Origin of the sequence: Paenibacillus sp. N3/727, assembly GCF_022637315.1 — a bacterium.
Lineage (GTDB): Bacteria > Bacillota > Bacilli > Paenibacillales > Paenibacillaceae > Paenibacillus_AQ > Paenibacillus_AQ uliginis.
The window spans coordinates 5,477,501-5,501,195 of record NZ_CP093336.1; the positions used below are offsets into that span (position 1 = coordinate 5,477,501).

Here is a 23,695-nt window from a genome sequence, read left to right on the forward strand (position 1 = left end):
GACATTTTCTCAGGTAACATTGTTATAATGCCTCTCGAAAGGGGCGTTTATTAAATTACCATAAATAATAGTTAGTCGTCAACCTAATTTTATAACTTTTTTTAAAACATCTCTTAACAAAAACATCTATCGGCGTACTTCATAAGAAGACAGACCACACTTAGCGGAAGTTTTTCTTGCGAGATAAGGATGCACACTACTCCGAAGTTTATTCTTTCTTATCTCTTAAACAAACAAAAGAAGGGCCTTCCGCCCTTCTAATGTCATTTATACTACTCTGCTAAATAACGGATGTGTTCGTATCCATACAGAATTGTTTCTTTCCAAGCCGACACTTCTTTAACTAGCGAATAATAAACAAGTTTACGCAGAATTAGCGGCAGCTCGCTGCTAACAGGTTCAAGTTCCGGGTGCTGCATTAGTTCCTGGACCGTCCATGGTGTTCGTCTATTTCGCAGTATTCGGAGAAGAATGGCTGAACAATCTGCCATTTTTGAAATTATACAAAACTCACAAGCCAGCATCACAAGCTCAATCCGCTGTCCGAGTGTCTCTGTGCTCACCGTTAGCTCTTCATACAATTTACGGACGGGAGTATTCAAACCCGACATCTGCTCCCATACCGCAGACTCCGGATGAATTCCCCGCTCAATCAACTCAATCTCGGCCCAGTGGTACAGCCCCCCGAGAATACTCTGATAAGCATCTAAGACCCGCCCGTCTTTTATATGTACTTTTGCGTCGACGTATTTTTGAAGAAAACGGGCAAATCCAATAAATAGCTGCTGCTCCCGCTTCGAACCGGCAAACCGTAAAAAATCACGCCTTAAAACAGCTAATTGTCCATCCGTGTCGCTAATGATATCCCCTTCCAGGAAACACTTTAACAACACATTATCTTCTCCAGATAGAAGACTCTGCTGTAATTCGTCTATTCCAACACTCAGCACCTGACAGTGTTCTCCGCGCAGAATAGTATGCTGAACGGCAGGTTCATCGAACTTACCTACATAAACAACGACGACACTGATATCAAAATCATGAATCAGTGAACCGTGAAACGTATTATCCAAGTTACGATAAGCGATTGCTCCTACTGCTTCCTCGTCAACCGAATTGCTATAGTAAAAAGAAAAGTTGGTTAGTTCCACGATTCCCTCCATACATTCCTTGGCGAATTTAGGTCAATTCAGTTATAATGTAATTCTACATGTCCATGTAAGTTCCTTCTTTTATAGAATAACTATTTGAATGACAGGAGCACTTAATCCATGATCTTTAAAACCGCAAAGATTAACGCTTTTCGCACCTGGGGTTTGCTGCTGACTATGATCGGCATGGGGCTGATGGTGCTAGGGACAGCCGGTATCGTCTTTTGGGGACAAGCCGGTAAAGTGGTAGCTGGTATAGGTCTTGTGCTAGGTCTGATTACGATGATGGGCAGCCTCGGCATTTACTTCTGGGCAGGCATGCTTTCTACAAGCGCTGTACAAATCCAGTGCCCAGATTGCGCGAAGCAGACGAAAATGCTAGGAAAAACCGACCGCTGTATGTTTTGTAGAACGATGCTCACGCTGGATCCTAACATAGCAAATGTGACTGCAGAGGAGCTTGAAGCTCAGCATGCTACAGCTAAATCGTCCGATGCATCCGAAACTACAGTGATTGGCACTGAATCTGGCAACGGGAGCACACAGAAAGTTTAAGAACAAAACACCTTGATGGCAACTAACAGTAATTCTGAAATAACAAAGAACCGACTCACCAAATGGTGGCCGGTTCTTTTCATATACATTTATAATGATTATTGAGTTTACTTATGAAGCCCATTTAAAACTTCCCATGCTTCCGGAACAGCAAGATTTCGGTTCCAAGAGGCCAGCCCACTCAGTTGTAATGATTTTGCCAGTTCTACTCGGGCTTTGAGCGAGGTCTCATCCTCAATCCAAATCTTCTTTAATGTTTTTCCTTCTTTATACTCTACATAATTCTGTCCCGTAGCCTCATCGAACCGAGGTTTTAGCTTCTTCTCTTGAATTAAATTCCGGATCTTGTCCATACCGACGGCTTTCGAGGACACCTTGCCCCCTCCGTTCTCACCCTCTTCCGTCCATATTCGAGTATATAATGGAACAGCGAGAATCAACTGGGAAGACGGTACATCATCTTCTTCAATTATTCGCTGTATTGTACCTTCTGACCAAGACAGTGAAGAAACCGATCCTGCTTTAGGACTGGAAGCCCAATGTTCGTCGTAAGACATCACAATCATATAATCCACAGCCTGAGCAAGCTCACGGCGATCCAGGAAAGCGGACCACATCTCACTGCTGGACTTTGGAGTCACATCAATAGATATAATTAGTCCTTTAGCATGTGCAAGAGGCTTCATTTCCCTTATAAACTGAACCAGATTTTCTTTATCTTTGGTATATACATTTTCAAAATCAATATTGACTCCGTCCAGCTTGTACTTCTCGGCATATTGCAGCATTTGACCGATAGCACGAGACCGGCTGTCAAATGTAGATAGGACCGTTGTGGTGATATCCGGGTCAAAGCTGTTGCTTAGGAGTCCCCAGACCTCCATATTTTGCCCATGAGCCCATGTTACATATTCCGGGTCCGCCTTCGACTCAACTTCCCCTTCCCCATCCACAATGCTGAACCAAGTGGGACTAACTACATTAATACCAGGAAGCTTGCCGATCGCTTTCGGATCGGGTTTTCTTGAATAAACAGCTTCCCACACCAAATTAACAGGCTTCCCCTTCCAATCCGTATCCGCCCTTGAGGAAGGAACAGCTACATCTGCAATCTTTTTCTCACCATCCAACTCGGTTTCGTCTATCTTCACATAACCCGTAAAACCATTATCCGTCTGTGCAAAATACCAACCCTGCTCTTGGCTCCACACACGGATCCGCTCTGCCTCAGGCATATCCATGAGAATCGGAGCTTTAATGGTAGGACTCTCCCGCAGAGCAACTGTTTCTCCGCTCTTGTCTGGCTGTGCTTTTGCAAGCGATATTTGGTCTCCGGCATTCATAAGAATAACCGCGCCTGTCTCCGCATCCTGATGTACAGCAATACCGTAAGCCTCTTTCAGAGGGGTGATCGGGACATAGACCACTCCATCAGTTTGTTCAGGAGCTTCGGAAAAAGATACGGTTTTGCCATTCTTCTTCCCCTCCTTATTGTCCAGCTTCATTTGTACAACAGACGAAGCGGTCGTTATAATGACCGTTTTCGTTGCTTTTTCGTATCGTATATGTGAATCAACCGCTTCTTGCAATACAGGCAGAGGCAGCTTCAAATCCTCTCCCGAGCCTATGGCCGAATAATCCATCAGGTTGCCCTGTACAAAAATAGGTTGATTTATGCCGCGCCAGTCTGGCTCCGTATGACTTGAGTTCGGAAGCAGATCTGTTACCACCCACCAAAGTCCGGCCGCGATCAGAATTACGCCAAAAAATAACGACTTCCTTCCGCTGCGGCGCCTCCTGGGTCTTCTTCTACCTGTCAATGAATGTTCCCTCCAATACTTTACCCAATACTCTTAGTTACTACAATTTCTACATTAAAACAAAAACGTGTGGAATCTGTCATTCCGCACGTTTTATTGAGAACAGATATTTATTTGCAGGACTTGCAGATCCCATACAGTTCCATTCGAAGTCCTTTAACCTGAAATCCTGTGCTCTTCTCAGCCTGATGTTCCACATCCGCTAGAGAAGGATAACTAAAGTCCTCTATTTTGCCGCATTCTTCGCAAATCACATGATAATGGTCAGAAACATTGGCATCAAATCGGCTGGAGTTATCGCCGTAGGTAAGTTCACGTACCATGCCCGCTTCGATAAACATTTTTAAGTTGTTATATACAGTAGCTACACTCATACTTGGAAATTTCGGTTCCAGAGCGCGATATATATCATCAGCCGTCGGATGACCCATTGATTCCACTAGATAAGCTAAAATCGCATGACGTTGCGGTGTAATGCGGACACCAGTAGTTTTCAATTGCTCCAGTGCGTGCTGCACGGATGTTGCCATGTATGTCCACCGCCTTAAGTTAATCTAGGTTCTCAAAAGAAAGCTGATACGCAGCTTTTTTTCATTGTACGGCTACCATCTGAATTTTGTCAATGCGGAAGCGGAGTCAATCCCCGTTCAGTATGTCTGTTTTCCACTGTGGGATAAGTCTTATAAATATTAAGATCACTATTCCCTTCAATCTTTATACTGTACTCACCGGTTCCCGCCGTACCTATAATGGACTTTTGCTCTACCGTGAGGTTAGGTAGTTCCGTCTGAATGCTTCCGTAGCTGATAACACCTTCCAGTTCATAGTCCCCTTCTACAGGAATCCGTACATTCATCACACCGACAGCACTGTAAACACTCCAATCCCCGCCGATTGTCCCTGATCGCACATCAATACTTCCGTTGAGTGACTCGGCTGTTAGATTCTCTTCTGCACCATAAACCATAATATTTCCATTTCGGGTCTTTACATCGATCTCCTTCGCAAACCTCTTAACAATAATGTTACCTACTTGCGTGGTTAGGGAGCCTTTTCCTGAAACGTCATATGCCTTCACACCTCCACGGTTGGTGGACAGCTTGATGTCACCGGTGACCCCTCGCACATTAATATCACCGTTTAGCGTTTTTCCGGTAACGTCACCATAAACACGGCTTAAAGTTATTTGCCCATTTCCACTCTCCAACGATATATTGTCAATTGCCTCTACATTCAGCAAGGACAAATCACCGTTCATCGTCCTGAGCTCCAGATTAAACCGCCGATCATCAGGGATTGCAATTTCCATGTTCATTTTCGGTTGTCTTTTTCCGGATTGACCATAGGCCTTTCCCTTAGCCCGAATAATGACGGTATTGCCTTCGTCCGCTTCAACCGTTGACTGTTCTGCAATCGCCTCGGCCAGCCCCTTCTCCTCCTGATCTACCCAAACCTCTGTATTTACAACAATATGCTCAACATCTGACCGGTACATCGTTATGTCTCCGTTTAAGTGATCCACAATAATCTTACCGGTGTTTAGCGCTACCGGAATTTCCAGCGTTTCCTTCTGAAACTTGTTGTCTGCCGCTTCACTATAATCCACCCCAGCCGCCGTCAAATTGAGACTAACCCGGTTCCAAAGATGCAGAAAGTGCTCCTGTTGTGATATGACGAAAACAGAAGCCACGAGACATACGGATAGGATAACTCCCCGAAAGTCAGGACGTAAACGAATATTACCCTGGCGTCCTAATGCACGGGATATCGTGTATCGCAGCAAATATTCGATTCCCCATATGATGAACAGTAACGGCCACCATTTTAACAGCAAAAAAATATGATCTGTCCCATTCCATTCATCTGCGAGCAAAAGGGCTCCTGTAAAGATGAGCAGCACGGCAGCTGTATATCGTCCGACTCTGATTTTGTGCTTCATCGCGATCACAATGCCACATATAATGAGCAGCACAGCTGAAATCATTGTACCGTAATCACGAATTCCGATTTGCAGCCACTGTGGTTTTTGGTGAAACAGAATAAGAAGCACCCCACCGCCAACGAGCATCAGTCCAAATGATAGCCCCCGTTCTCCATGAAACGGATTTCTTCCTCTCGTCACTTCAGCATCATGAGTTGATAAGGTCGCGGTTTCCCCCCGGCGACGCCGGGACAGTATATAATCCGCTGCCTGAAGTACATCAAAAACATTATAGAAATATCCCAGAGGAATCAGCAGACCTAGCAAAATAAGCAAAGGTACATTAATCTGCATACCAATGGAGGAGAAGTACAGCAAGGCCGATATATCGAGCATCAGCAGCATGATAAATGTAATTCCCTTACGATACAAACCAAGGTAGACATGTCCCATCCCCGGAAAGAGCGCGGCAAGCAGCAGAGCAGGGAATTTCCGCCTTCTTCGCAGCAGCCCAGGATGCCTTTCCACAGTCATCCTTCTGCCCGGCTTCTTTTTGTTCATTGGTGCTTGATGTTCTGGCACACTCATGAGACTTCTCCTTCCCGCTCATTGGCAAGCATTCTTTTCTTGATAGTACCCCATTCTGAGTCATGAGTAACTGTAAAAAACTGGTTACTCTATACAAAACAAATCATTCGTCCTATCAAGGTTCATTATTGGTTATGACAAAAAAAACGCCACTGCCCTTGTTAATCAGGGGGTGGCGTTTCTTTGTGATCTATTCTGCGGTCACCATCGTCACTCCGCCGATATCACGGACCTGCTTCGTCAGTTCTACGGGATCGAAATTCCGGTCTGTCAGCACCTGAATTGAAATTTCCACACCTAGAACAGCCGGTTGAATCTCGCCATAGGGGACTGCGCTTCTTTCGTTCACAATCAGTTTCTTAATAATGAAGCCCTCATCTTTAAGCATGGCTGATAAACCATCAAGAAGTCCTGGGGCATTCGCTGCGTGTATCGTAATCAGATGCAGTTTACTGCCCCGGATATAACGCTGCTCCAGTTTATTAAATACGATCAGGTTAAGTAGAATAAGTAACGTGGAGACGATCGCTGCAAAATAAAAGCCCGCTCCTATAGCCAACCCAATAGCACCAACCACCCAAATAGACGCAGCCGTGGTGAGGCCGGTTATTGATTTACCGGTAAACAAAATCGTTCCCGCTCCGAGGAAACCGATTCCTGTAATGACAGCTGTAGCCAGACGCGCCGGGTCAATCCGGACATTCACTTCATCTATAAAATCAACAAAACCATAAATCGAGAGCAGCATGATGAGCGTTGAGCCCAGACATACTAAGATATGTGTCCGCAAACCCGCCGCATGATTGGAGCGTTCGCGTTCCCATCCAATCAATCCACCCATCAGCATGGAGAGCAGCAGACGCAGCAGGATGTTTAAATTATCAATAACCCAAGGATTACTCAAAAATAATGCCTCCTTTCCCCCGATGTTAACTCTCCTCTTCTGAGCAGAAGCTTCACTTCAATAAAAGATGAAACTCCGTTAATTCTACCCCAGGCGCCACCTCAAAAGCGTCTTTTGGCTGAAATCCGAACCTCTCATACAAACGAACGGCTGGGGTGTTCTTTGTACCGGTCGATACAATAAAGAGTGGGGCATCACAATACGTGTCCAGTACATGCTGAATAAGGCCTCCGGCAATCCCTTTTCGGAAGTGGCCAGGGTGCACCATCATTCTTGAAATGGTTACCTGATCTTTTTCAAGTTCCACCGCGATAGCACCGATTAATTCTCCATCATCACTTACATTTCCATAAAAAACTTCGCCAGAGGAAGAAATCGTTTCGAATGTGTCCAGCAGCGGCGGTAGATCTGTAAAACCGATCAATTCTGCCTCTAGTGGATAAGCCATATGCTGCAAAGCCCATATTTGCTGAACCGTGTCACGATGTTCCAGTGATAAAGTACGTATCATTTCCTCTTCCCTCCTACAGTACGTCGACTCCTTTTGAAGTAGGCCAGTACTTAATATATAGTCCCATTGAAGACAAATCATTTCTCTAAAATAAAAGACTTTAAAGTCTGCAATCATCTTTGTTCAGAAAAAAGAACTCGCCTGATGACAGGCAAGCTCCTTTTTCACATAAAATCATCAGCTGTTCAGCACATCAGCCAACAGCTTATTGACGAGTGCTGGATTCGCTTTACCTTTACTTTCTTTCATAACTTGACCGACCAGGAAGCCGATGGCTTTCTGTTTACCGGCTTTATAATCCTCTACCGACTGCGGATTAGATGACACCACCTGCTCAACAATGGCCTTGATGGCACCTTCATCACTGATCTGAACAAGTCCTTGTTCTTCCACGATCTGCCCAGGGAGCTTACCTGTCTCCAGCATCGCTTTAAAGACGGTCTTTGCAATCTTGCTGCTGATTGTCCCTTTCTCAATAAGACCGATCATTTCACCCAGACCTTGTCCGGTGATTTTCACCTGCACCAGCTCAAGGTTGTTAGCATTGAGGTAACCCATCAGTTCACCCATGATCCAGTTGGATACGGCTTTTGCGTCCTGTGTGTAGTTCAAGCTATCTTCAAAAAAATCAGCCAAAGGTTTAGAAGAAGTAATAACTCCTGCATCATAGTCAGGCAGCCCGTATTCCGATGTATACCGAGCCTTACGGGCATCCGGCAATTCTGGAATAGTCGCTCGGATCTCTTCCTTCCACTCTTCGCTAATGTGTACAGTCACCAGATCCGGATCCGGGAAATAACGATAGTCATGAGCCTGCTCCTTGCCGCGCATCGACAGCGTTTTGCCCTGTGCTTCGTCCCAGCGGCGGGTTTCCTGAACGATGACTCCTCCTTCGTTGAGAGTCTCGGCCTGACGATATTGTTCATATTCCAATCCGCGCTGAACGCCACGGAATGAGTTCATATTCTTAAGCTCGGCCTTCGTGCCCAATTCTTTCTGTCCCCATGGACGCAGACTGATATTGGCGTCACAGCGTAGCGAGCCTTCCTCCATTTTGACATCAGATACGTCACAGTACTGCATAATCGCTCGTATCTTCTCAAGATAAGCTTTTGCTTCTTCCGGTGAAGTGATCTCCGGTTCAGATACGATCTCCACAAGCGGGGTTCCCACCCGGTTGAAATCGACAAGCGATGCATATCCTCCGTCAACATGCGTCAACTTGCCCGCATCTTCCTCCAAATGGAGGCGTGTGATGCCGATCCGTTTTGTTTTGCCGTCCACTTCGATATCAACCCAGCCGTTCAAACCAATAGGCTGATCGTACTGCGAGATCTGGTAAGCTTTTGGTGAATCCGGATAAAAGTAGTTCTTACGGTCAAACTTGCTGATATCTCCGATCGTGCAGTTGAGTGCCATCGCCGCTTTCATGGCATATTCGACAGCCTGTCGGTTCAGTACCGGCAGTACACCGGGATGCCCCAGACAGATCGGACAAGTATGTGTGTTTGGCGGGGCGCCGAATTCCGTGGAGCAACCGCAAAAGATTTTGGAATTCGTATGCAGCTCAACGTGCACCTCAAGCCCAATCACCGTTTCATATTTAGATGTAGACATGTCTCGTTCCCTCCTTCTCTGCCGTCACTTTACAGCGCAGGCCGCTGTTTGTGGTGTTCTGTATTTTGTTCATAGGCGTGTGCAAAACGCAGTACGGTGGACTCGTCAAAGGCTTTACCGATCACCTGCATTCCTACAGGCATTCCTCCAGCAAAACCACACGGCACACTAACAGCCGGAACGCCAGCAAGACTGACCGGAATTGTCAAAATATCATTTAAATACATCGTCAATGGATCATCTACCTGCGCACCCAACTTAAAGGCGGTCGTAGGTGCTGTTGGTCCAATGATGACGTCATATTGTTCAAACACTTGGTCGAAATCCTGTTTAATCAGAGTACGGGCTTTTTGGGCCTTCAAATAATACGCATCATAGTAGCCTGAGCTCAGCGCGTATGTTCCCAGCATAATCCGACGTTTTACCTCATCGCCAAAGCCCTGGCTGCGGGATTCGTGGTACAGATCCAGTAAATTCCCCGTATCCACACGCTGACCGTAGCGTACTCCATCAAAACGGGCCAAGTTTGAGGAAGCTTCTGAGGAAGCGAGCAAATAATAGGTCGCTACAGCGTATTCTGTGTGAGGCAGGGATACCTCTTCCCAAACCGCACCCAATCCCTCAAGAACCTTCAGTGCATTTAGCACAGTTTCTTTCACTTCGGCATCAACGCCTTCACCCAAGTACTCCTTAGGTACCGCGATTCGCAGGCCGGAGATATCTCCAGTCAAAGCGCTCGAATAATCCGGAATGTCGACTTTTGCCGAGGTCGAATCCATAGAGTCATACCCTGCAATCGCCTGAAGCACATAAGCGGAGTCTTCCACATTTTTAGTGATAGGTCCGATCTGATCAAGCGACGATGCAAAAGCGACCAAACCGAAACGTGATACAAGGCCATAGGTCGGCTTCAAGCCAACAACACCGCAATAGGAAGCAGGCTGGCGGATCGATCCGCCGGTATCCGATCCTAACGTAAAGTAAGCTTCGCCCGCAGCAACAGCAGCTGCAGATCCGCCGCTTGAGCCTCCAGGCACGCGCTCCAGATTCCACGGGTTACGAACCGGATAAAAGCTTGAGTTCTCGTTGGATCCGCCCATGGCGAATTCATCCATGTTCAGCTTGCCGATCGTTACCGTATCAGCCGCACGCAGCTTAGAGGTAACCGTTGCATCGTAAACCGGGTTAAAGTTGGATAGAAACTGGCTTGCGCACGTCGTGCGGAGCCCTTCTGTCACAATGTTATCCTTAATGCCAACCGGCAAGCCGAACAGCGGACCACGGGCTTCTCCCGAGGCCAGCTTGTCATCAAGCTGCTTCGCTGCGGAGCGAGCTCCGTCCTCATTCAGGGTAATGTAGGCTTTCACACGGTCTTCGCGTTCTTGTATATTCTGAAATGCCTGGTCCACCAAATCGCTAACCGACAGTTCCTTCTCTTGCAGCTTGTTATGTATCTCCGATAATTTATAATCAAACAGACTCAAGTTGAGCATCCTCCCTTCAGGTTCTATTCCAATACCGCCGGTACTTTAAACTGTCCATCTTCCTCATCCGGCGCATTGAGCAGTACCTTCTCAATCGGCAGGCTTTCACGGACCTTGTCCTCACGCATCACATTGTTGAGATGCAGAACATGAGTTGTTGGCTCCACGCCATTGGTGTCCAATTCTTTTAACTTCTCGGCATATTGTAAAATCGCGTTCAGCTGGCCGGTGAACATTTGCTCTTCTTCCGGCGTCAAATTCAGGCGGGCCAGCTTGGCCACATGCTGAACGTCTTTCGGTGTAATACTCATGAAATTCACTCCTCTTTCTTCCCCTTACAAATTAAAGGGATAAAGTCTGCGGATAACTTTTCTCATTATATTGTAGAAGCATGGACAATTCAATCATCAGGGGGAGATTCAAGTAGAAACGACTTCGGCGTCCTTTTCAAAGGTCGACGACGTTTCTGCGAGTAATATAAGCCAAGTATAAAATTCAATTTTATACTGGCTTATATTTCAAAAAAGAGCCGGCCCTAGGCCGACTCTCTTAAATCCAAGCTCGAAGATTTACTTGTTTGATAAAGTCTGCCTGTGACAGAGTTTCTTTAGTCTCTTCCTCTTCCTCTTCAGCCGATTCCAACTCGCCGTTCATCACTTGATAAAACAACTTTTCATTATATGTCGACAGAGCGAAATCGATGAGCGCTTCCCGCTCGATCCGCTCGGCTTCCTGCTTCAACACGACGGATTCCAGTTCGATATCCTCAGCTGGAACGAAAAAATTACGGTTGAGAAACGGAATCCTAATCACGTAATCGAACACGTTGTCCGGATTTCGGTCGTATGCAATTATATAAGCATGCTCACCGATCGGAAGATTCTGCTCAAAGGTGTCCTCGACGATTGTAATCTTTTCCCCTAAACGCAGCATCGTCTTACCTCCTGAGATGTCATTCTTTTATCTCAATAGTCTACTAAAAAGTGATAGAAAAGTCCATGTTGTTATAAAAGAATATACAACCCGAAAGACCCAGATGGTAAGACAGATCAGTCCCAAGTCTAAAAAGTAAGCTTAACTATCCGGGAAGAGTGTTTCTTCTGAGCAGTAAAGCGGCTACAGCTATCGATAACAGCATAATCATGATAGCAAATGCTGCTGGTACATAAGCGGATCCCGCTCCTCCGATAAGCCACTCGGCCGCGAGGCTGCTGAGACGTCCAGGACTCCATTTCATCTGAGATGGGAATAATCCGGAAAGGAGCGATAAAAGAGCTGCCACCGCCAAGCTGATAAACGCTGCTGCCGGTCCTTTCAAGACAGCGCCAAGCGGAAGAACGAGACTGAGTATCCCGCCAAGCCACAGTGTATACAGTCCGCCTGAAGCTGCGATGCGGCTCCATTCCAGCGGACCTATCAACTCGGCAGTATAATAAGCCGATCCGGCTAAACCAAGTCCGAAGGAGATCACAAGCAATGTCATCAATGCTCCCCATTTGGCGGTAATCATAGCTGCTGGAGATATGGAACGGGCCAGCAGCAGCTCCCCGGTCCCAGAAATTCGTTCGCCGGCTACGGTATTCATACCAGCCAGTACAAGCACAAGCAGACCGATCAAGCTGTACTGACTGAGTGTCTGTACCACAACTTCACTTGGCGCTGGCATCTTAAACAAAGCCAAGGCTTCTTCCGGCATATTTGCCGACATCGACAATATTTCGGGCATATAATAAGTAGAAATCGGCTGCATGATGCCGAGGAGCAGGAATACAACCGGAACCCAGATGAATTTATAACTGCGAATAATTTCGAGCATCTCTTTTTTATAACATATCCATAAACCTCTCACCCGCTCACCACCTTCATGAACATATCCTCTAGTGATGACGTTCCCGCTTCAAAACGCACAAGAGGGAGAGCCTTCGTTGAAATCTCTTCCATCAACGTACTTCTAGCAGCTGTTACATCATCCACAGTCAGTTTCGCCCAATCTCTACCGATCTCGGCATCTGTCACAAAGCTTCTTGTTGTAAGAGATTTCAGCCACTGTGTTCCATTACCTTCAGGCTCAATGGCGACATAAATAACCGGCTGACGGTATTTGGCACGCAACTCATTCAATGATCCCTGTTCCGCAATCATACCGTCAACCATGAACACCATCTCATCACAGATTTCTTCAGCATCATGCAGGACATGGGTGGAAAATAAGATGGTTATCTTGTCGCCACTCAGTTCACGGATCATATCCATCACTTCCCTGCGACCAAGCGGATCGAGAGCTGAGACCGGTTCATCGAGCAAAAGAAGTTCCGGCTCATGTACGAGAGCCTGTGCAAGTCCGAGCCGCTGCTTCATTCCACCGGAATAACCAGATATCCGCCGCTTGGCAGCATCTTTCAAACCTACTAGCGCAAGGACCTCATCCGTCCTCTCCGATGCCTTTCTTCCTCGGAGACCTGATATTTCCGCGCTGAAAATGATATACTCTCGTCCTGTCATCCATCCGTAAAATTTAGGATATTGCGGTAAATAACCGATCCGGTTCCGCCAGCTGTCCGTCTGCTGGTTTCCCGCATATTCTACCGATCCGCTGCTCGGCTCCATCAAACCAGCCAACATACGAAGCGTCGTCGTTTTACCCGCTCCATTCGGTCCAAGGAGTGCTGTGCATGAGCCCCGCTCAATTTGAAATGATATTCCCTTCACTGGCGAAATGCTTCCGAAATTCTTTTTCAAATTTCGTACTTTTAACAGACTGCCGTTCATGTATTCTTCCTCCCAGCAACAAAATACGCAACACTTCCGAAAATACTAATCAACAAAATAATAAACACCCACATCAGCTTGCTACCTCTTATATCTTCCGGCTCCGCTTTGTACAATGAGATTAATGCCGTCACCGCAAGAATGATCTGAAGTCCAATAAGAGGCCATATCAATCCCCAGTTGATATCCATGTTAAATCCTCCTTTTTTCAAATCATGAGATCTCTATTTCTTTCGTCTTGGCCTAATGACAATGAACCAGTAAAGAACAAGCGGCAGCGGCATTGTCGTGGAACCCCATATTCCCCAGAACCAGGCCATTTTTCCCAGCCCACGTTTCCTTGCATCCGTAAAAAGGCATAGCCCCTGTGAAAGAACAAGGATTGTCATTCCAACCAGAACCCATACAGGTACCTCACTTACATCATTCATGAAAATCCCTGCTTCCTCTGGAAGTAAGCGATACCATTAAGATCACAGCACCAATCAGCATACTACTTCCGTGGATCAACAACAGCACAACAGGATCCCACCATGCTGCAACAAAAATAGCGCTGACGATAAATAAAGCTACCAACAGAAAAATAAAAAACTCTTTTCTCCATCTCCGCTTCTGATTCGCCAGTGTATGGACAGCCAATTCATTAAAATCAGCTAACGAAGGTGTAGGCTCATCAAAAGCAGAGTCCATACGGTTCAGTTCTACCTTCAAGTTCGCAATAAATTGTTCATCTTCTTGATCCGGTATTTTAGACATCCGAGTTCATCTCCTTCCGCAATGATTTGATGCCGTAGGCTGTTCGTGATTTTATCGTTCCCGCGGGAACACCTAGCATATCCCCAATCTCCTCATAGCTGTAACCGTAATAATGCTTCAGTAAAATGGCTATCCGATGGTCATCAGATAATCGGGATAGTGACTCCAGCAGATCGTTCCACTCTTCGTCGCGGCTTTTAAGCTGCCAGCGCATCCTGCGGATTCCCTGTTCCCGTTCATTCAGTAGCCACTTTTGTTCCCGCTTCTTCCGCCTAACTTTATCCACATAAATACGGGTAGCAATCGTAATCATCCATGAGGAAAAGGAAGATGAGCCATTGTAACGCCCTATATTCTCCATGCAGCGGATAATCGTATCCTGTGCTGTATCCTCAGCAACTGACGGATTCATGGTGACTTTAAGCAAATATTTATATAAAAAGGAATAATGCTGCTGAAACAGCTGCGCCATAGCTGTGGTGTCGCCCTTTTTCGCCAGACGGATTACTTCCTCATCTTCACCTTTCATACGAACTTGATCACCTCTTTCGCATTCCTATGGTAATACGATTAGCACCCTGAAAACGTTCAATGCGTGAGAGAAAAAAATAGGGGTCACGTTCTCATGAATACCACCATCGTAAAATAATCAGTATAAAAGGCACACCCTCTGTTTGTGAGACGCTACGAATACAAATCGTTCCTACAATCGCTCTTGCCCCCGAATTTCTTGAACTATTTCATACCGGAAGAATTTCGGGGACAAGAGCGTATACTTCCGAAGCAGCTTTCCTTTGGAAAGCTTTTAGCCGAACACTCCGTTTTTCCGAAATCGCTTCGTCCTCTCCGCTGCTGTGTGCATATAATCTACCTTCAAGAACAAAAAGAAACCTTTACTTAGGGTGTAAGTCAACAGTCCAGCACCCTTCGTTATTTTATCCCTTTCATGGAGGTCGGTGTTCTACATCATTCTGCTTTGATACGATACCTTTTCCGTAACCTTCGGATGAATGAGGTTGGAATCATGTTTCGACAACAATAAACCGTAAAGGATTATGTCGCTTCCTGCTTCGAGGGCTAATTAATGTTAACCTAATAAGTAAGCTGGCTGTTCGCGTCCACTCATGTTGCGTAAGAAACAAACCAAGTATTACAAAACCAAAGCAGGCCACCCCAGAATAAATATCCTGAGGTAGCCCGCTTTTTTTCTAAGAGATGTCCCTGTAACTAATTTTAAAATCCCATTTCCGGACAATCCCGTTTACTGTATGTATTTCACTTATTCTGACGAAGCTTCTCCAATCTATCCTGCCATGGCTGAGACCCAGATTCATTCCCCCGGAACAATCTGTGCCATACCACAGATTTCGTCAACTGAATGTCAGGACTGTTTACAGCTGAGCTTTCATTTTCGACATGCCTTATAGCACTAATCTCCACAAGCTGCAGTAACCTATTATCCTTCATTCCTAATCCCCCTAATGGTAGACCACACCCCAAAAATGGCCACAAAAATAAAAGAACGCAAACCGGGATTATAATTCCACAGTCTGCGTGCTTCGCAAAGGTAACATTTAGTTAACATTATTGTATCAATCTTGTCTTACCTTGTCCAGACAATTCTCTCGAATTTTGTCGTTTGAGTTCATATAACATCAATTGACGTATGGATTTTGTTGTTTTTCGAATCCTATCGTCGTCCGGGGGCCATGGCCTGGATACACAATTACATCATCTGGAAATTTGTATAGCGTATTCTGGATAGAATCCAGCAGATCCCGCTCTCTCCCGCCAGGCAAGTCTGTACGCCCTACTCCCATACGGAACAGAACATCACCGGAAAACAGATGATTCCCATTTAGAAAGCTGACGCTTCCCGGCGAGTGTCCCGGAGTATGGTACACCGTAAAGGTGTGACCGATCAGGTTCAGCTTCTGTCCGGCAGCCAGATCATATTCTGCAGGATCTGTAGATAACGGCGGGCTTACTTGCGGCCACATTAATGAACCGTTCAGCTTCGGACTGCCCAGCCAGTCCCTTTCCAGATCGTGGAGATAAACCGGACAACCCTTCAGCTTCCGAATTTCCTCCACACCGGCCATGTGATCAAAATGAGCATGGGTCAGCAAAATTGCTTCAATCTCGAGATTCGCAATCCGCTTAAGCAACGGTCCCGGATTCATGCCTGGATCAATGATCACAGCTTTACCTTCCTCCGAGCCAGTTAAAAGATATGCGTTCGTCTGCAGGGGTCCAAGGTTGAATGTTTCAATCTTCAGCATGTCTTCTTAAAACCCTGAAATCAGCTCGCGCAGTTCGGCTATGATAACCGCATGAGCTTCATTTCCTTCCCCATAAGCCTTAATAATATCTTGACGGACAGCCCCAAGCTTCTCTTGGTAGTCCGGAGCCTCACGATCACTGTTGTCCTTCTTGAATTCAATCATAAACCGCTGCACGTGCTCAGGCCGGGGCCCCCACTGACCAAGAACATGTCCTCCGGTATCGGCAAAAATGACAACGGGAACAGAACGTCCACCCATGATAAGAAACTGGTCCATCACATCCAGATGCTGCTCCATAACGAGTACTTCCGTCTCCATCCCAGCCGTTTCTAGCGCCTGGAAAACAACCGGCACATTACGAACGACATCACCGCACCAATCGGCTGCAAGAATGAGTACTCGAAGATCATCCCTGAAATTCAGACTTTCAAAAAATTCCCGGTCCTCTTCGCTGTTCCAGGTGAATTGGTCATACCCTGCTTGAAAAGCTTCCTTGTTCTTCTCCATACCTTCCATAAACTGCTTTGGTGAAATGCCGGTACCGAATTTATGAGCCAGATTAACTGCCATGTTTATGACCTCCTTTTTTTTGATTTAAACCACTTGATCACAAAATAAATTATCATTAATGCCAAGGCACCGAGCAGGAACTCACGTACAAACGGAGATGCTTTTTCGTCGATATGCTCCCATTGGTCACCCAGCAGCAGCCCTAGATATAAAAATAACGCTGTCCAAGGGATGACTGCAAGTGTTGTCAGTAACGTAAAGCGCCATACATTCATTTTGGAAATACCCGCCGGAATGGATATCGCATGCCGAACGACAGGAACAAAGCGCGCTGTAAATATAACACCTGTACCGTATTTCTTAAACCACTCTTCGGCATAATCGATATGTTTCTTCTTAATTAATATGTACTTCCCGTATTTCTCCAAAACAGGCCTACCGCCGTAGCGTCCGATCCAATAAACAAACAGCTGTGCAATGACTCCCCCAACCGTACCGAATAACATAGCCCCAAAGAAGTTAATTTCTCCAATGGAAACCAGATATCCACCGTATGCGAGCACTATTTCGCTAGGGATGACTTCCATCATTAGACCAAGCATAATGCCGAAGTAACCCAAGCTCTGGATCCAATCAAACAAACGGCCAACCAAATCGTAAACAAACTCCACGATTTCCCCCTCTTCCTAAAGCACCTTTATCCTTACCTTAATAATAGCCTATTCTAACATAGCCTTGGACATGCGTTCCAGTCCGCCCAATTGATCTGACGCCTGTGACTTTCGCCCGGACTTTCACATATGGTGAAGTAAAAGGAGTGAGCAACATGCATTCATCGCACGCCAAGCAGGTTGGTAGTCGCCCTCCGACACCGAGGGGTATACGCCGTGCTTGCAGCAAAGAATTGTATCGTACAACTAAGCGGCTGAAGCAATATATTTCACCGGAGTTGTTGAAGCAGGGCGAAGATCTTTATTACCGGAAAGTGATAGGCAATCTGATCTGGATCCACGATAACTATAGTAATAAAAAAGTTCTATGTGACTGGTGGGAAAAAGAGGTTTGCGGTGAGCTTGCCGAGCTCTGGCAAATACCTGAAAAACCACTCGCATCCGCCTTTAGGGATGCTTTTGGCGGATAACTAACGGTTTTTATCATCTCGTATTGGGCGTGAGCAGTACGGGAATGTCCATCGCGTTAGCGTTTATTCGAAGATTGGATTCCGCAATCCGTTGCTTCAATTTCCTTCCTTCCTGCTCGGCTTGAATCGTCATTCTGAAATCCCTATCATTTCTGACAAGAGGATTTCTTACCATCACTTCTACCGATTGTCGATACAAATCGTAAATCTCCAAAGCGGAATAAGCCGTGTGTATAGCAGCTCTGTTTTTTCCCGAGGCCCACTGGTTTCGGGCCATTTGAGCCAGGGAGAGAATCGCTCGAGTCTGCTTCACCGTATGATGACGATCTCTGTCTATACTGATCTTATACCATACAGCCGCCTGTCTGGAATTTCCGCTCATCGCGTGTAATTCGGCCATCTGCCAAGTGAGTGCCGGATGTCCCGGTGAGCGGACGAGACTTCGATTCAGCAGGTCAGCCGCTTCCTTCGGAGGCAGCAGCTCTGCGAGCAGTACAGCTGCTTCTGGTGAAGCAGGGTTCCAGCGTATCGAAGTCTTCAGAAGCTGCTTGCGTTCTTCCCTATTTGCTGTGTATAGCGCCTGTTCGTAATAGCGGTTTCCTATCCAATAGGATGAAGCAAGAGCCGTCCATGCCGTTAGACATACCATACCTGTTAAAAAGAGAACATGGTGCAAACGGAATTTTCGGATAAAGGAGATCAGACGAAAACGGGATGTACGGGATACTTCCGTCGTACGTTTCAAGACTGCTGCTTGTGAGGCATCTCTGCTGGTCTGCCCCGATCCCATCGCTGCCAGCCAAAGTATAAGAAGCCACACCAGTCCAAAACTCCAATCAAAGTCAATGATGCTGTGAATCATCAGAACGGATAGAGAAGGCACCAAAGACGGACAAGTTGTTCTTAATCGAATTGCCGACATCAGCAATAAAATGAATACCATAAGTGAACCAATCACTCCGGTATTTAGCAGCAAATCGATGTATCCGCTGTGCACTTCAGCCCCGACGTAAGGCTGTGATTGAATGGAGCGGTATGAAAGTCGCCATGTGTCACCACCGCGTCCAAGCCAAGGCGCTGATGAGAACAACCCCCACGCATCGTGGTACATCAATTGACGGGCACTCATCGTCTCTGCTCCGCCAACGAGGCGGGCCTTTACACGTGATAGAACCGTTGCAAAAGCAATGACATAGAGAGCGGATGACATGATTATTACAATCAGCTGACGATAGCCAGTGACAGAAGCCGGGACGGAGATGATACCGGATGCAGCGCCGCAGCCATTGCCAAGAGACGTGCTGGTGGTAGTGTCGGTTACGGTGCCTTGAGCGGTATCGTTGGACAGTCTGTCGGCGGGGACGAGAACCTGATCGGGGGCAGTGCCCTGGATGATGACGGATGGCAGGTTAAGTGCTTTGTCATGAGGCCGGCCGGCGATGGTGTCGGGGGCAGAGACAGGGGCTGGGCCGGGATAGCTGCGCAGCCCCCGCCACAGCAGCAGGCCGGCGAGCACGCTGCCGGCCCAAAGCCCGGCCAGCCATAGCAGGCCGGGCAGCACTGCCGGAGCCAGCTGGGCATCAGCCAGCTGGCGATAGAGCAGTGCCGCGCCTGCGACGGGCGCGGCACTTGCCGCCAAGAGCGGCGCTACCCAGCGCCGCTCTGCGGCCAGACCGGCCGCGCACGCTAGTAGCGCCGCAAGCCAGGCACCGCGCGACTCCGTCAGGAGCAGCGCGGCGGTGTAGGGCGCGAGCGGCAGCAGTGCTGCCGCGGTGCGAAGCGGGCTTGCCCGCCCCCGGAGCGCGGCGGGCAGTGCAAACAGCCGCTCGAGGAGAAATGCGGCCATCACTGCCCCGAACGTGTTCGGGTATTGCAGCAGGCCACCCAGCCTCGCGCCGGTTGCACTTGCCTCAAGATTAGCCGAACGAAAGAACGCGTGCGGCAAATCCACCAATCCATATACGGCCAGCAGAGCGCTGCCGCATAGAATTAACCCCGTCATATGCCACACCAAACGCAGCATTCTTCCTCCTTCCTGCTCTCTGCTAGCCATCCAGAGAGCAGTTCCAACCGATCCGAACAAGCCCCAGCGTATGATCTCATTTCCTGTACCCTCTGCGGATATCGAACCGTTCATCCCATGCCATATATAGATGATTACTATTCCACCAACGCACACTAGAAGGGGAAAGAGGGGGTTTTTGTGCTGCATCAAGAAGCGGGGCTTATTGCCGGTAAGCACATATCCAGCAGTCAACAGCATGCAGGATATTCCCCACATGATACTTACTCCATGTAAATCCTCATCAAAAAACAGACCTGCTCTCAGGCTGGACATACCCATTACTAGTATCAGCATTATTATTCCACACCGTCGAACAAGGAGGTTTGTCATTACCCTTTCGCCCTTTCCCCGGGTTATTCGAATGAAGCAGATAAGAATCCTGTTCGGTTTCTTACCGTGTCCTTATCCCAAACCCCGTTAAGGAAAGTGGGATACCTCCCCATTGTGGTCGAGCAGCAAACAATGTATTCCCTAAACATCTATTTGTGCAAACCACCGTACTTGTCAGACGAATTTACCAAAGCTGGTGTGGCGTTGCTTAACAGGGGGCGACCACAAAAAATAGGCCAACCAGAAATCTCTGGCTGACCTGATCATACGAAAAAACGGCTCGCACCTTTGGAGCTTACACTCCAAGGCCGGACCGCTTAAGCTATCAGTATTGTACGTGAGCTTATTCCTATCAAGACTTCGGTAGCAAATCCCGGCATGCATTCTCCAAATACGGCGAGGCACTAAGGAAGTCTCTAAACGCCGTATATTCCTGCCACAGCTTGTTTTTATCTCCGGCTGTTCCCTTGACCGCACGAATCAAAATGTTCTTCGGAGTATGCTCCAAATCAATGAACTCCAGCAGTTGAGTACGATATCCCATCAAATCAAGCAGCTTGGCACGAATACCATCTGTTGCGAGCGCCGAGAAACGTTCCTTCAAAATTCCATGCGACAGGAGCGGCTCCATCACAGGACTGTCCACCTGGGAGAACAACTCATGCTGACAGCAAGGTACCGATAAAATAACAGATGCACCCCAGCGGACTGCTTTTTCCAAGGCGGCATCCGTTGCCGTGTCACAGGCGTGAAGCGTTACTACCATATCAACCTGCTCTAATTCATCATAATCCGCAATGTCGCCGACAAGAAACCGCAGTTGCGAATAATTCAGTTTTTTCGCCAGCAAACTGCAGTGTTCGATAACGTCCGCCTTTAGATCCAATCCGACGATTTTCAGCGATCTTCGCGCGGTGACCGCCAAATAATGATAAAGTGCAAACGTCAGATACGATTTACCACAGCCAAAATCAACAATGGTGAGCGGCCGATCTTCTGGCAGATGAGGGAGTACATCTTCTACCATTTCCAGAAAACGATTGATCTGCTTAAACTTATCGTATTTCCGAGCAAAAACTTTACCCTCATCGTTCATAATACCGAGCTCCACCAAAAATGGAACAGGTGTACCTTCTTCAAGCACATACGTTTTTTTACGATTGTGGGCCAAGTCACTTTGAGTTTTAGTTGGAGACTTGGTCAGAATGGATACCTTGTACTTTTTGGATATAAGCACTTGGTAGTCTGCTTCCGGTGTACAGATAATCGCTTGACGAAACGTCTCTTCCAAAAGCTTGATCAGAGCAGCCTCCGCTTCATCGGAGGGCACGTTCTGATGTGTCACCTTGTTTCCAGAAAAATAGGCAAACTGATAATGAAGCTTGTTTTTCAATTCGACGGGTTTGACCGTCACCTTCGTATAAGAAACCCCTTCCCGCTTACGCAGCTGGCTGAGGGTGGCCGTAATCAATGATGTGTTATCAATGATTTGGTGAACAAGTTTACGCAGTGCATCCAAAACGTACATCTCACTTTCATGTTGTATTTGCAGCCCGTTAAACCACATTATTTATGATAACATCTCCGGTCAATGCTGCCCAATCAGGTGACTTGAATGCAGAGAAGCATTAATAGGGGTTCTGGGACTTCGTTACATGAGAATAACGCAGTTTCAGTTCTTCAAGTCCTTCCTGAACTTCCGTTATAGGAAGTCTTCCCCGTTCCAACTCATCCTTATCTACGGCCAGAAGACGTTCATAAAAAAGCCTTCCCTCCCGATAATCTGCCGCTTCTCGTTGCAGAAGCCGGTAGAGGCTGTCCTCCGCTGCCGCATATTCACCTTCTCTTTCCGTGTAAGTAAATAAAAGGCGTTCTGTCTCGTCAGGCAAACCATGGGGGCGTACACGTTCCAGAAGTTCATTGATCCGGCGCGGCATGTCCAGCAAATGTCGATCTCCACCATGCATAGAAGCGGATAAGTATAAATGAAGAACCTTTACCAACAGAGTATTCCCATCCTCCAGCCGATCCATATCCAGATAAATATCAGCTTCTTCCTCCAACAGCCTTGCCGCACTTTGCAGCTTATCGGCCTCAACGATCCCACCGCTGCGGAACAGCTGAACGATATCCTCTGCTGACAATGATTTCAACAATTTAGAATTTAGAGGAAATTGGCGGCTCAGCATTTCGTTAATTTCCAAAAGAGCCTCGTTATGCTTTTTCTGCTGCTTTAAGCCAAATACTTTGGATATCATCTGCGTCATTTCCTCCACAAGACGGAGGAGATAATCTTTCCGATACATTCCGCTTCCCCATTTCTTGACTAATCTGTTATTTCAATCTAGATAGATTGTAAAAGATCGCCCATCATTTTACCAGTACCAGCAATTCCCCTTCATTACCACGAAAAAGCCAGAGGCTTTTCTCCTCCGGCTATAGCTCTTTAATCCGTGATTATATGATGTTTAAGACGAATGAACATGATCTAAAAATGAATGAATGACTTTCCCCAGCTCCTCTGGTTCTTCCATCATACTCATATGACCCGCTTCTTTGATTACACTCTGGGTTACGTTCGAGTGGTCTGTTGTAAAGACACGCTCTGACGGTATGAGGCCGTCTTTCTCTCCTGCAACAAGCAGAACAGGGAGTGTTGTTGAAGAAAGTACATCCCTCCGGTCAGGCCGCTCACGCATCGCAAGCGCTGCGCCGATAGCTCCTTGCGGTGGCGTTAAATATCCGATTTCTTTCGCTTTCTGAATGCATTCCGGTTTTCTATTCTCCATTTCGGGAGCAAATAAGCCAGGAATGAGCCCGTCCACAAAGTTTGTGATTCCTTCTCCCTGAATGACGCTTACTGCCTTCACTCTCTTCTCCTTGGCTTCATCCGAATCCGGGTAACCTGTAGAGTGAATCAGGCCACACGCATTCAACCGCGAAGTGTATCGCTGAACAAATGACAACGTAATGTATCCACCAAGCGAATGTCCAAGCAGCGTTGACTTCTGAATATCCAGCTCATCCATCAGCAGCAGTACGTCATCAGCCATTTGTTCAATGGTATAAGGTCCCACCGGTGCGTCAGAACGTCCATGACCTCGAAGATCCGGTACAATGACCCGGTAACCGTTCAAATATGGCAGTACCTGTTCCCAGTAAGAAGAGCTTCCGCAATAACCATGAAGCAAAATAACCGGCTCTCCGTGTCCCTGTTCCAGATAACATATCGTATTGCCGTTGCATTTTACTTTTTCCATTACGAAACCCTTCTTTCTATAGATAGGC

At 47.0% G+C, this 23,695-nt stretch carries 26 protein-coding genes; 2 read left to right on the top strand and 24 right to left on the bottom strand.

Annotated features, from left to right (window positions below; all coding sequences use genetic code 11):
- Positions 1-272: 272 nt before the first annotated feature.
- Positions 273-1,151: a nucleotidyltransferase-like protein gene (locus tag MNQ98_RS25580; RefSeq protein ID WP_241930727.1), complete on the bottom strand. Its 879-nt coding sequence runs from the start codon at positions 1,149-1,151 to the stop codon at positions 273-275.
- Positions 1,152-1,271: 120 nt separating this feature from the next.
- Here MNQ98_RS25580 and MNQ98_RS25585 point away from each other — a divergent pair, with 120 nt between their 5' ends.
- Complete coding sequence (locus MNQ98_RS25585) at positions 1,272-1,706, top strand: YgzB family protein (protein WP_241930728.1); 435 nt, start codon at positions 1,272-1,274, stop codon at positions 1,704-1,706.
- Positions 1,707-1,813: 107 nt separating this feature from the next.
- Here MNQ98_RS25585 and MNQ98_RS25590 read toward each other — a convergent pair whose 3' ends face one another.
- The 19 genes from MNQ98_RS25590 to uptA all read right to left on the bottom strand — a co-directional run bounded on the left by MNQ98_RS25590 (position 1,814) and on the right by uptA (position 17,542).
- Positions 1,814-3,526 carry a glycosyl hydrolase family 18 protein gene (locus MNQ98_RS25590; RefSeq protein ID WP_241930729.1) on the bottom strand — a complete coding sequence of 571 codons (1,713 nt, stop codon included), beginning with the start codon at positions 3,524-3,526 and terminating at the stop codon, positions 1,814-1,816.
- Between the two features lie 110 nt (positions 3,527-3,636).
- Entirely contained in the window at positions 3,637-4,056 is a 420-nt protein-coding gene (gene perR / locus MNQ98_RS25595; RefSeq protein WP_208917791.1) for a Fur family transcriptional regulator, read from the bottom strand.
- Positions 4,057-4,145: 89 nt separating this feature from the next.
- Positions 4,146-6,035 (bottom strand): DUF4097 family beta strand repeat-containing protein, encoded by a 1,890-nt coding sequence (locus tag MNQ98_RS25600; RefSeq protein ID WP_241930730.1) that lies wholly within the window; start codon positions 6,033-6,035, stop codon positions 4,146-4,148.
- Between the two features lie 190 nt (positions 6,036-6,225).
- A complete protein-coding gene (locus tag MNQ98_RS25605; RefSeq protein ID WP_241930731.1) occupies positions 6,226-6,939 on the bottom strand; it encodes an MgtC/SapB family protein in 714 nt (237 codons plus the stop codon).
- 52 nt (positions 6,940-6,991) lie between these two features.
- Complete coding sequence (locus MNQ98_RS25610; RefSeq protein WP_241930732.1) at positions 6,992-7,450, bottom strand: GNAT family N-acetyltransferase; 459 nt, start codon at positions 7,448-7,450, stop codon at positions 6,992-6,994.
- A gap of 177 nt (positions 7,451-7,627) precedes the next feature.
- Positions 7,628-9,067: an Asp-tRNA(Asn)/Glu-tRNA(Gln) amidotransferase subunit GatB gene (gene gatB / locus MNQ98_RS25615; protein ID WP_241930733.1), complete on the bottom strand. Its 1,440-nt coding sequence runs from the start codon at positions 9,065-9,067 to the stop codon at positions 7,628-7,630.
- A gap of 29 nt (positions 9,068-9,096) precedes the next feature.
- Positions 9,097-10,551 carry an Asp-tRNA(Asn)/Glu-tRNA(Gln) amidotransferase subunit GatA gene (gene gatA, locus MNQ98_RS25620; protein ID WP_241930734.1) on the bottom strand — a complete coding sequence of 485 codons (1,455 nt, stop codon included), beginning with the start codon at positions 10,549-10,551 and terminating at the stop codon, positions 9,097-9,099.
- 23 nt (positions 10,552-10,574) lie between these two features.
- The gene (gene gatC, locus MNQ98_RS25625; RefSeq protein WP_241930735.1) at positions 10,575-10,862 is read right to left on the bottom strand and encodes an Asp-tRNA(Asn)/Glu-tRNA(Gln) amidotransferase subunit GatC; all 288 of its coding nucleotides are present in this window, start codon (positions 10,860-10,862) and stop codon (positions 10,575-10,577) included.
- 238 nt (positions 10,863-11,100) lie between these two features.
- A complete protein-coding gene (locus MNQ98_RS25630; RefSeq protein WP_208917785.1) occupies positions 11,101-11,484 on the bottom strand; it encodes an ATPase in 384 nt (127 codons plus the stop codon).
- A 145-nt stretch (positions 11,485-11,629) separates the two neighbouring features.
- On the bottom strand, positions 11,630-12,400 hold the full coding sequence (locus MNQ98_RS25635; RefSeq protein WP_241930736.1) for an ABC transporter permease: 771 nt from the start codon (positions 12,398-12,400) through the stop codon (positions 11,630-11,632).
- The gene (locus tag MNQ98_RS25640) at positions 12,397-13,320 is read right to left on the bottom strand and encodes an ABC transporter ATP-binding protein (RefSeq protein WP_241930737.1); all 924 of its coding nucleotides are present in this window, start codon (positions 13,318-13,320) and stop codon (positions 12,397-12,399) included. The genes MNQ98_RS25635 and MNQ98_RS25640 overlap by 4 nt, the downstream gene beginning before the upstream one ends.
- Positions 13,317-13,511 carry a PLDc N-terminal domain-containing protein gene (locus MNQ98_RS25645; protein WP_208917782.1) on the bottom strand — a complete coding sequence of 65 codons (195 nt, stop codon included), beginning with the start codon at positions 13,509-13,511 and terminating at the stop codon, positions 13,317-13,319. The genes MNQ98_RS25640 and MNQ98_RS25645 overlap by 4 nt, the downstream gene beginning before the upstream one ends.
- A gap of 33 nt (positions 13,512-13,544) precedes the next feature.
- Complete coding sequence (locus tag MNQ98_RS25650; protein WP_208917781.1) at positions 13,545-13,751, bottom strand: hypothetical protein; 207 nt, start codon at positions 13,749-13,751, stop codon at positions 13,545-13,547.
- Complete coding sequence (locus tag MNQ98_RS25655) at positions 13,744-14,076, bottom strand: YxlC family protein (protein ID WP_241930738.1); 333 nt, start codon at positions 14,074-14,076, stop codon at positions 13,744-13,746. The genes MNQ98_RS25650 and MNQ98_RS25655 overlap by 8 nt, the downstream gene beginning before the upstream one ends.
- A complete protein-coding gene (gene sigY / locus MNQ98_RS25660; protein ID WP_241930739.1) occupies positions 14,069-14,605 on the bottom strand; it encodes an RNA polymerase sigma factor SigY in 537 nt (178 codons plus the stop codon). Before sigY ends, MNQ98_RS25655 begins: the two co-directional genes overlap by 8 nt.
- 746 nt (positions 14,606-15,351) lie before the next feature.
- Positions 15,352-15,543 (bottom strand): hypothetical protein, encoded by a 192-nt coding sequence (locus MNQ98_RS25665; protein ID WP_241930740.1) that lies wholly within the window; start codon positions 15,541-15,543, stop codon positions 15,352-15,354.
- Positions 15,544-15,731: 188 nt separating this feature from the next.
- Positions 15,732-16,358, bottom strand: a complete 627-nt coding sequence (locus tag MNQ98_RS25670) for an MBL fold metallo-hydrolase (RefSeq protein WP_208917777.1) — start codon at positions 16,356-16,358, stop codon at positions 15,732-15,734.
- Positions 16,359-16,364: 6 nt separating this feature from the next.
- On the bottom strand, positions 16,365-16,931 hold the full coding sequence (locus MNQ98_RS25675) for a thioredoxin family protein (RefSeq protein ID WP_241930741.1): 567 nt from the start codon (positions 16,929-16,931) through the stop codon (positions 16,365-16,367).
- Positions 16,932-16,933: 2 nt separating this feature from the next.
- Positions 16,934-17,542, bottom strand: coding sequence for an undecaprenyl phosphate transporter UptA (gene uptA / locus MNQ98_RS25680; protein ID WP_241930742.1), 609 nt, complete (start codon positions 17,540-17,542; stop codon positions 16,934-16,936).
- Between the two features lie 155 nt (positions 17,543-17,697).
- On the opposite strand from uptA, the gene MNQ98_RS25685 reads away from it, so the two are divergent.
- Positions 17,698-18,012, top strand: coding sequence for a hypothetical protein (locus MNQ98_RS25685; protein ID WP_241930743.1), 315 nt, complete (start codon positions 17,698-17,700; stop codon positions 18,010-18,012).
- A 13-nt stretch (positions 18,013-18,025) separates the two neighbouring features.
- On the opposite strand, the gene MNQ98_RS25690 is transcribed toward MNQ98_RS25685, so the two are convergent.
- From MNQ98_RS25690 to MNQ98_RS25705, 4 genes are all read right to left on the bottom strand, one after another.
- Entirely contained in the window at positions 18,026-20,371 is a 2,346-nt protein-coding gene (locus MNQ98_RS25690) for an O-antigen ligase family protein (RefSeq protein WP_241930744.1), read from the bottom strand.
- A 388-nt stretch (positions 20,372-20,759) separates the two neighbouring features.
- Positions 20,760-21,935 carry a class I SAM-dependent methyltransferase gene (locus MNQ98_RS25695; protein ID WP_241934042.1) on the bottom strand — a complete coding sequence of 392 codons (1,176 nt, stop codon included), beginning with the start codon at positions 21,933-21,935 and terminating at the stop codon, positions 20,760-20,762.
- 100 nt (positions 21,936-22,035) lie between these two features.
- A complete protein-coding gene (locus tag MNQ98_RS25700; protein WP_241930745.1) occupies positions 22,036-22,713 on the bottom strand; it encodes a DUF6483 family protein in 678 nt (225 codons plus the stop codon).
- A 162-nt stretch (positions 22,714-22,875) separates the two neighbouring features.
- On the bottom strand, positions 22,876-23,667 hold the full coding sequence (locus tag MNQ98_RS25705) for an alpha/beta fold hydrolase (RefSeq protein WP_241930746.1): 792 nt from the start codon (positions 23,665-23,667) through the stop codon (positions 22,876-22,878).
- Positions 23,668-23,695: the final 28 nt, after the last annotated feature.